Source organism: Dietzia sp. NPDC055877 (genome assembly GCF_053615975.1).
The window spans coordinates 1-8100 of the sequence record NZ_JBSHCV010000033.1; the positions used below are offsets into that span (position 1 = coordinate 1).

An 8100-nucleotide genomic window follows, 5' to 3' on the forward strand; every position below is an offset into this window, starting at 1 on the left:
GTGGCTCGCTCTGCCCCCGGTGATGTTCGCTGACCTTCCCGAGGGTGGCGGCGGCTGCCAGGGGCCACCGTTGAACATGCCCGCCCCGCTCGGTGGCAAGACCTACTATCCGCTGAACGCCTGCTCGGAACCCATGTCCAAATATGCGAACATGTCCCGCTCGCTGATCACTGTGGTGGTGGTGTTCTACGGCATGTTCTCTATCGTCAACTCGCTGACTACCGCGCTGACGGGGTACCGGATGTTTGAGCGTGAAGAAGCCGCCTCTCTCGGATTGAACGCCCGCTCATGATCGTTGTCGCGCTTATCACCTTCGCGTTGTTCGTCCTGGGCGTGGTGTTCACCGCTCTGCCGATCCCCGGTGTCCCCGGCTGGCTGTACTCGGCGCAATCACCGATCCAAACCGTGTTCGGTGCCGTCGATTCCATGTCCGTGTGGTTTCCCGGCGTCACCGTCATCACCGTGATCGGTGCCGTGTTCGTCGCTCGCATGGCGGGCCTGACAATCAAACTTGCCCGCATGGCGCTGTCGCTGTTCACCGGCGGCGGCGGCCACGCTGGCGGATAGGAAACCCTCGATGCTCTCTCGTGGTGACCGACTCAAACTGTTCGGCATGGTCCTGGGCGTGGCCCTGGTCCTCGTTGTCGCCTGGTCGCTGGCCTCGCCCCTGCTCGTGGGCTGGCCGCTGGCGCTGTATGTCTGCTGGCGGGCCTACCCCGCCATTCGCGCCGATATAGACCGTCTGCGCCAACGTCACTTCCCTGCCCGTGAATGGAGGATCTAACTCGTGTCTCGTCTGCAAAAACTCGTCGCCCCCGATGCTCAGTTCGAGCGGGGCCGCGCTCGTCGCCGCGCGATCCCGATCATCTGCTACGTGGGCCGTAACGGCTCGGGTAAGTCCTTGACGGCGGTGGCCGATACCCTTCCCACCCTGGAGGAGGGCAGGCCGGTGCTGTCCACGGTTCGGCTCCTGGACTACGAGAACCCCCGCCCCTGCGACGGCTGGGAGTACGGCAACCAGAACGTCTACGGCACCCTTCCCACCGAGTGCCCGATCACCCACCCGATTACCGGCCTGCATATTCCCGATCACAACCAGTCGCACCCGCTCTACATCCGGTTCACCGACTGGGATCAGTTCATGCGGTTCGAGGCCGGAGACATCATCATGGACGAGATCACCGGTGTGGCTGACTCGTCCGACCACGCCGGGATGCCTGTGCAGGTCCGCAACAAGTTCCCGCAGCTCCGCCGCGCCGATGTGGCGATCCGCATTACCGGCCTGTCCTGGTCCCGGCTCAACAAGCGTCTGCGGGAGGCGTGCCTTGGGGTGGTGCGCTGTCGTGGCGCGTTCCCGGTCCCTGCCAACTCGGAGTTCGGCAAAGATCGCATCTTCCGCCCGAAGCGCATGACGATTCAAGGTCTGTACTCGACCGATGATCTTCCGACCGATGACATCACCAAGAACGCTTTCGATGAGGCGGAGTGTCTGAACCGGTCCCGGCTCTGGATTCCGACTTCTGCCGCTGCTTACGCCTATGACACGTTCGCCCCGGTCGATATGGTCGGTCACGCGGACATGTCCGGTGCCTGCATGGTGTGCGGTGGCACTCGCCCCAGGCCCAAGTGCTCGTGCCCGTCCCACTCCCCCGAGTCGGACGCACCGACGACCGGGACGGGGGGAGCGGGAAGCGGAGCGGACGCGTACCCCGTCCTGGACGGCGGTAGTCCCCTCGGGTTGGTGGCCGGGGATGAGATATTGTGTCGGAGCGAGATACACAACACGTCATGTGGCTGCGACACGCCCGCCGATACAGTTTCTTTCCGCGCCGTAAACGAGTACGTTTAGAACATGGCCGGTATCGGTGACCCTCTCGACCTCGACACTCTGCGCTCTCATTTCGACTGGCTGACTCACGCCCACGAAGCAGACGAACACGTCGACGTTTTCATCAACCTTGGCCGACTGCGCCACGCCCTGGACCAGTACGAACACGCCTACGTGCTGCACCTGCGCGACTGCGGCCACACCTGGCCGGACATCGGCAACATCACCGGCTCGTCGTACCAAGCAGCCTTCAACAAGCACAAGCGGCTAGAACGCCGACTCCAGAAATAGCGAAACGCCCCCGTTTCCGGCGGGGGCGTCTCAGGAACCGTGTCTCGCTCTCCCCGGTCAAAGGAAAGGTAAGGGGTTCGCCCAACATGATAGATCAAACTTTCCCCACCGCAAGCCTCAAGGGCACGCGCGGGGCATCCGCGACCCCGCGGCGGGCCAGCGAGCGCAGCGAAGCAGGCCCCGCCGCGGGGTCGCCTTGGTACATCGCGAACTACGTAACCCCCCCTGAGCACGCCGACCGGATCATCTGGCGCTCGGAGCGGTTCCAGCGTCGCCGGGTGTCCTCGGCGCTGGTCATCGGCCAGGACCGCGACCGGGCCGGGGCTGTCGATGGTGACTGGGTGCGTCCTCGCCGTGTCGCGCGGTGCTCGTGGCGCGTCGGCACCGACGTCGGCGTGCATGTCGGCCCGTCCGGTGCTCACTTCTCCGGCATCGAGCGGTGTGGTTCGGTCTGGTCCTGCCCGGTTTGCTCGGCGGTCATCCGCGCCGACCGCGCGAAGGAGATTGAAACCGGCGTTGTTGCGCACCTGGAGAACGGCGGCGGTGCCCTGTTCCTGACCGGCACGATCCGACACACGCGCGATGATTCGTTGCATGTCGGCCTGGAGGCGATTCTGTCCGGCTGGCGGAAGGTCATCAACGGCACCCCGTGGAAACGATGGGCGAAGCGTATCGGCCTGGTCGGCATCATCCGCACCGTTGAAATCACCCGCTCACACCGCAACGGCTGGCACCCCCACCTTCACGCATTGGCCCTGCTGGAGGCACCTATCTCCGATGAAATGCGGGCCGCGTTCCAGTCGTGGGTGCTGGAGCGTTGGCGCACGATGGTGACCAAACTCGGCGCACGCCTGCCCTCGGTCGAACGCGGATTCACCGTCCGCAACGTTGGCAAGGATGGGCGCGTCCTGGCGCAGTATCTGACCAAGGTGCAGGAGGAAAAGCGGGTGCAACTCGGCGCGGAAATCGCCCGTGCTGACCTCAAGTCAGGCCGCTCCGGGTCGCGTCTGCCGTTCCAACTGCTCGACACTGCCGGTCACAACGACGACGACAAGGCGTTGTGGCTCGAATACGTCGACGCCACTGCCGGTCGGCGCTGTTTCACCTGGTCTAAGGGTCTGCGGACGATCCTTGGTGAGGGTGCCGACCGCGCCAACGACGACGAAATGCCCGAAGCGGAAAAGGCCCCGCTCCTGGGCGTGATCGACGCCGAAACCTATGACATGCTGCGCAAAACCCCGCAGATCACCGAACTGATGGACCAACTCGAAGCCGCTGCCGCTGGTGGTGAAGCCGGGTACCTGCTCGCCCTGGTCACCCCGAAGCGAGACACCGCGTACGCCCCGCTGGAGCACTCACCCGAACGCCCGCTGCCTGAGGTCGCGCCACGTCATCCGGTGCTCGGGCCGGTGCTGATCGGCTCGCGTGACCTGCTCGACCTCGACAAGCACCGTGAACGCGCCGCCGCTGAGGTCGTCGCCCCGGTCGTCGCGCTCGACCAGTTCGACTGGGACGGGTTCGAGGCGGCACAACGGCGGGAACTGGCCGCGATTCACGAAAAGATCGGCGTCAAGGAGTCTTGACAGTGGCCCCGGCGTCAAGTAGTCTTGACAGTAGATCGGGACGGCCCCGGTCGGGAAAGGAACCCATGACTGATCCGATGCTCACCGCAGGTGTGGAGCGCATTGCCCAGGAGCGATACCCCCACGACTGGCAGGATCGTGTACTTGTCGCCAACATCGCATCCATCCTGCACAACCGTGGTTTTTCCACCGTCCAGGACGTGCGGCCCGCTGCGCTTGACGACCTGTTCAACGACAACACGTTTGCTGCCGCGTGCGACTGTGAGGACTACCTGTGAGGGGGGTGTTTGCTGGTCTGGTGCTCATCGTCGGCTTCGCGCCGCTGATCGTGTTGCTCGCGGGGGGTCTGTGATGGTGCTGGTTCAGTGGTTGCTGTCCATGTCGTTGTGGTCGGCTCTGCTCGGTGCGGTCATCTTCGCCTTGGTGTGGTGGGGCTTCCATGAGTGGTGATGGGATGCTCTCGACGGCGGACGCGGCGGGTATCTCGGCGGTGCCGATGTCCACGGCGGTCGAACTGCTCGACGGCGGGTTCGGTGGCCGGAACTTGCTCGGTGTCGCGGCGGAAGCGGTGCGTCACGCTGAGGCCCTGGAACTGCTCGCGGTGCGCCAAGCACGCGCTCAGAAACTCACCTGGCAACAGATCGGTGACCTGCTGGGGGTAACCAAGCAAGCCGCCCACCTGCGGTTTTCCAAGCGTGTGTGACACGCCGTGAACTTTTTCGGCGATAAACTTGGACTTACGCCCGACCTGTGGCTAATCTCATGTCTGCCGGAGTGCAAACCGGCTCCCACTCGAAGCAACGACCTATCGAGAAAGACCCCTCTCATGAATCCCATCACCCGAATCACGGGCCATGTCACCCATCGCGGTAACCGTTCCGGCGTGTCGAAGAACACCGGAAACCCCTACAGCATCACCGAAGTGACCGTGCTGGTCGCCGGTCGTGCCACCGTCGTCGTGTCGCTTCCCGACGACATGTTCGCCCCGTCCATCGGGGACGAGTGCGATTACCTCGTGGAGGTCTCCGCCTTCCGCGACACTCCCCGGTTCCGTGTCCTGGAGCCGTTCCCGGTCGATTCCACCGTCTGATAAACGGGCGCCCCCGGGGGACGGTGCAACGTCCTCGACCGGGGGCTAACCCTCGCTGTCGTCAACGACACGACTGGAAGGGCTGTAGTCGATCATGCCGTATGAGACAACCGTTACGGAAGTGGCACCGCCGCCGCCGCCGGTGACTGAGACGGTAACGGCCACTCCTACGCCTGTGGAGACTCCCACGGCGGTCATGGACCCGGCGCTTTCGGACTCGATGCGCTCGGTCTTGGACGGTGTGAACGGGCTGAACGCCCAGTTTGAGGGGACCACCTCCACTGGGCCTCTGGTCCTGGATGCTGACCAGTTCGGTGTCCTGATCGTCGCGTTTTCTCTGCTTCTGGCGCTTGTCGCCTGCCTGGTCGTGATTGCGTTGCGCCGATGATCGGCGGCGTGATCGTGGTGGTCGTGCTGTTCGTGCTGTGTCTTGCGTTCGGTCTGGTGCTTGCTGCGCTGGATCTTCACTGAAAGGTTCGGAAATGGATGTTGTGCTTTCTGTTGAACTCGGACTCGCCGTCGCTCGGCTCCTGGTCAACGTGCTTGGCGGTCTCGGGCCGCTGCTGGTGCTCTCGTGAGCATCGGCCTGGCGCTCGGTGGGGCGCTGTGCGTGCTCCTGGTCCCGGTCGTCGGGCTGGTCGCCGCGTGGAATCTCGTTAGGTCGGTGGTCTGAGTGTTCGTCACGGTGATGATCGTGCTCGTGGTTGCCGTGGTCTGCGGTACGTCGGTCTGGGACTCGGTGAACTACCGGCGCACCACTCGGGCGCTCCAGGCTGAGATACGGTCTGGCGCTGCTGACGGTCGGTGTTGCTCTGCCGCTGTTCCTGTTGCTGGGGGTGCGTCGTGACCGGTCTCGAAGTGGCGTTTCTGCTCGGTCTGCTTGCTGCCGCGTTCGCTGTCTGTGTCCTGGTGGTCTCCGAAGAGCGGGCCGACCGCGACGCGAGCCGACTCCAGGCGCTGCACGCTGTGGACACCGCGGGGGATCGTCTGCCGTTCGTTCCCGCCTCCGAAGGCTCCGACCGTCTCCAGCGGCGGGGTTCGGGCGCTTTTTGCCCGAACCCTGGCGCAACCCCGAAAACGGTGCGCCCCGGCTCGCTGTCAGATCGCCTTCAACGTGCAGGTGTGCACACATGAGCGCGGTTGAATCGCTTGAGTTGTTGATCTTCATGCTCGCGTTCGGTCTCGCTCTGGGCCTGGTCGCCGCGTTGGTGACCTAAGCCCCCACAATCTCCCCGGTCATCTGGGGTGCTCGGTATCCGCAACAAGGTAAGGGAAGGAGTTGAAATGGATTTCGCTACCACTGTCACGGGCGCGGTCGCCGGTATGGGCGGCGAGCTCGCCACCGTTGGCGCGGCGGGCATCGCTATCGGTGTCGTCGTGTTCGGCCTCCAGCGTGGCTGGAAGTTCCTGCGCTCGATGGTGTGATCTGCACCTGCGCTGCATGTCCTCGGGGGCCGGGCCTATGGGCCCGGCCCCCGCTGGCGTCTCCCCCGTTGTTGTCTCTTCCCGGTCACCTCGTGAAAGGTCCGCCCCCCGTGCTCGTGATGGAACTACCCCCGGTCAATCCGCCGGCGGATGCCCCACCCCCTGACGTTGACCCGGTGCTGGTCACCCGGTCTCGTCGTCGTCCCGGTCCTGCTCGTGTCCGCGCCGCGCTCATGGTGCTGACGATCATGGTGATGGTGTCCTCGCTGGGGATCATCAACTCGGCCCCGGCTCGTGCGTGGGTACCGATCGCTATCGGTGCAGCGAAGGGCATCGCCACCATCGGGGCATCTATTGCGGTCACTGAGGGTTTCGAGATGATGACCCGCGACGGCTCCCCTGACTCTGGCGGTGACTCCGACGACGACAAGCGCAAGCGGGGCAAGTGGGGTAACCGTCTGAAAGGGCTTGCGGGTTTGGCCTCGGGTCTGCTCGGGGCGGCGTTCACCCTGAAAGACGGTTACGGGATGCTCCAGGGCGACGGCGACGGTGTAGGTATGCCTGACGATTTCGCCGAAGATATAGCCGACCTCGATCCGCTCGGCAGTAATCATGCCGGTTACCGCACGTGGTCTGTGCTGTCTGTTGAGTGGCTGATGACTAAGGGCAGTTATCACAGCAACTGGTCTGTGTCGGTCAACGCTTCGTGTGCGGGGACGAACTGTCCGTCGAACAATCAAGCCACGATGGCGAACACCGGCTACTACCAGTGTTTTAACCCAACTACGGGTGGCTGGTGGGTTAGCCAAATGGGTATTCGTCTTAACAGCGGGGTGAGTAATCCCCCGTGTGGTCGTGGCTCTGGTTCTTCGACTGTTGCCGACCCTGTTCACTCGGTCATTATTCGGCAGGGCGACAGCGGTTCGATTGCTGGTTTTGATCGTGCTCGCCAGTTCTTTAACCCTGAGTTTGACGCCGAAGTTGAGCGGAACATGGGTACGGTCACCGCTGAAACGACCTGTGTTGATGGTTCGGGCGGTAGGCAGACCGTCACCAAGACTGTGCCCAGTGTCGGTGACGTGATGCCTATTGCTGCATGTCCGGCGGGGTGGTTTCCTGAGTCCATCGGCTGGACCGGGACCAACACGTCGGGCGAGTCGGATTTCCTTGGTGGTGTCAAGCACAAGACTCCTGAGTCGATGCCGGACTGCCCGCCTGGTCAATGTACAAAGATCATCACTGTGGACGGGGAACCCTGTTCGGCATATCGGCCTGAGTGCTACGACTGGATGAACCTCCAGCCCCCGTCGCGGGTTAAGTGCGAGTACGGGCCGTACGCCCTGGGCCTGGCCGAGTGCGGCGACCTGGAGCACGCTCACAAGACCACATGGGGATTGGTTCCTGATCCTCGACCGGATGCCGAGCCGCAGTGGATTCCGGCCGATCCCGGTGGTGGGCCAGACTGGACGAAGATCGGCACCGGCTGGGTTGACGACGATCCACGTAATCCTGGCTATCGGGTGCCGGTTCGTGGTCCGTTGATCGAGTTCGTCATTGGTAACCCCGGCCCCGAGAACCCCGGTAATCCCAATCCTGACCCGCCTGGCTTTCCTCCCGGTGGGCCGTTCCCTGATCCTCCCGGCGATATTGTGACCGATCCCGAGACCGGCAAGAACTGCCTTGGCGGCATGTGGTCCTGGAATCCGGTGGACTGGGTATTCACCCCGGTCAAGTGCGCTCTCACGTGGGCGTTCGTGCCTCCTAATGGTTCGATCCCGTCCAAGTGGGGACAGTTCCGCGACAAGTTCACCGACTCGGGCATCGGGCCGTGGCTCGCTCTGCCCCCGGTGATGTTCGCTGACCTTCCCGAGGGTGGCGGCGGC

At 63.8% G+C, this 8100-nt stretch carries 13 protein-coding genes; 12 read left to right on the plus strand and 1 reads right to left on the minus strand.

Annotation, left to right across the window (positions count from 1 at the left end):
- The 9 genes from ACWGLC_RS17520 to ACWGLC_RS17560 all read left to right on the plus strand — a co-directional run.
- A partial coding sequence (locus ACWGLC_RS17520) for a hypothetical protein (RefSeq protein ID WP_452101067.1) occupies window positions 1-292 on the plus strand: 292 nt, incomplete at its 5' end.
- Window positions 289-567, plus strand: coding sequence for a hypothetical protein (locus tag ACWGLC_RS17525; protein WP_452101068.1), 279 nt, complete (start codon window positions 289-291; stop codon window positions 565-567). The genes ACWGLC_RS17520 and ACWGLC_RS17525, both read left to right, overlap by 4 nt.
- Window positions 568-577: 10 nt before the next feature.
- A complete protein-coding gene (locus ACWGLC_RS17530; protein WP_452101069.1) occupies window positions 578-784 on the plus strand; it encodes a hypothetical protein in 207 nt (68 codons plus the stop codon).
- A gap of 3 nt (window positions 785-787) precedes the next feature.
- Window positions 788-1849 (plus strand): zonular occludens toxin domain-containing protein, encoded by a 1062-nt coding sequence (locus ACWGLC_RS17535; protein ID WP_452101070.1) that lies wholly within the window; start codon window positions 788-790, stop codon window positions 1847-1849.
- A 3-nt stretch (window positions 1850-1852) separates the two neighbouring features.
- Complete coding sequence (locus tag ACWGLC_RS17540; protein ID WP_452101071.1) at window positions 1853-2119, plus strand: hypothetical protein; 267 nt, start codon at window positions 1853-1855, stop codon at window positions 2117-2119.
- A gap of 278 nt (window positions 2120-2397) precedes the next feature.
- Window positions 2398-3702, plus strand: a complete 1305-nt coding sequence (locus ACWGLC_RS17545) for a protein rep (protein WP_452101072.1) — start codon at window positions 2398-2400, stop codon at window positions 3700-3702.
- Window positions 3703-3767: 65 nt separating this feature from the next.
- Window positions 3768-3980, plus strand: a complete 213-nt coding sequence (locus ACWGLC_RS17550) for a hypothetical protein (RefSeq protein ID WP_452101073.1) — start codon at window positions 3768-3770, stop codon at window positions 3978-3980.
- A gap of 176 nt (window positions 3981-4156) precedes the next feature.
- Window positions 4157-4405, plus strand: coding sequence for a hypothetical protein (locus ACWGLC_RS17555; RefSeq protein WP_452101074.1), 249 nt, complete (start codon window positions 4157-4159; stop codon window positions 4403-4405).
- 180 nt (window positions 4406-4585) lie between these two features.
- Complete coding sequence (locus ACWGLC_RS17560) at window positions 4586-4792, plus strand: hypothetical protein (RefSeq protein WP_452101075.1); 207 nt, start codon at window positions 4586-4588, stop codon at window positions 4790-4792.
- A gap of 45 nt (window positions 4793-4837) precedes the next feature.
- Here ACWGLC_RS17560 and ACWGLC_RS17565 read toward each other — a convergent pair whose 3' ends face one another.
- On the minus strand, window positions 4838-5260 hold the full coding sequence (locus ACWGLC_RS17565) for a hypothetical protein (RefSeq protein WP_452101076.1): 423 nt from the start codon (window positions 5258-5260) through the stop codon (window positions 4838-4840).
- A 375-nt stretch (window positions 5261-5635) separates the two neighbouring features.
- Between ACWGLC_RS17565 and ACWGLC_RS17570 the strand changes: the two genes are divergently transcribed.
- The 3 genes from ACWGLC_RS17570 to ACWGLC_RS17580 all read left to right on the plus strand — a co-directional run.
- The gene (locus ACWGLC_RS17570) at window positions 5636-5926 is read left to right on the plus strand and encodes a hypothetical protein (protein WP_452101077.1); all 291 of its coding nucleotides are present in this window, start codon (window positions 5636-5638) and stop codon (window positions 5924-5926) included.
- A 150-nt stretch (window positions 5927-6076) separates the two neighbouring features.
- Window positions 6077-6217: a hypothetical protein gene (locus ACWGLC_RS17575; protein WP_452101078.1), complete on the plus strand. Its 141-nt coding sequence runs from the start codon at window positions 6077-6079 to the stop codon at window positions 6215-6217.
- Between the two features lie 110 nt (window positions 6218-6327).
- The coding region (locus ACWGLC_RS17580; RefSeq protein ID WP_452101079.1) for a hypothetical protein at window positions 6328-8100 on the plus strand (1773 nt) is incomplete at its 3' end.